At 41.3% G+C, this 242-nt stretch carries 1 protein-coding gene; it reads right to left on the reverse strand.

The genetic code is table 11. The features are described from left to right. On the reverse strand, positions 1-224 hold a 224-nt coding region (rimP, locus tag AC0IXA_RS28005; RefSeq protein WP_471814993.1), incomplete at its 3' end, for a ribosome maturation factor RimP. Positions 225-242 lie beyond the last annotated feature (18 nt).

A 242-nucleotide genomic window follows, 5' to 3' on the forward strand; every position in this document is an offset into this window, starting at 1 on the left:
GTCACTGTTGCAATCTCACCATCAAAGCTTGTAAGCTCACCTTCAAATGCTTTTTCACCATCAATTGGTTCATATGTTTTCATGAAAACATTTTTTCCAAGTGCTTTTTCAAAATCAGCTTTTTTCTTTAATGGGCGCTCCGCTCCAGGAGAGGACACTTCAAGAAAGTAGTTTTGGCTAATCGGATCTGCCTCATCAAGCTTTTCGCTCAAGGCTTCGCTCACTTTGGCACACTCTTCGAT

Source organism: Pseudomonas sp. AC083, from assembly GCF_979253165.1.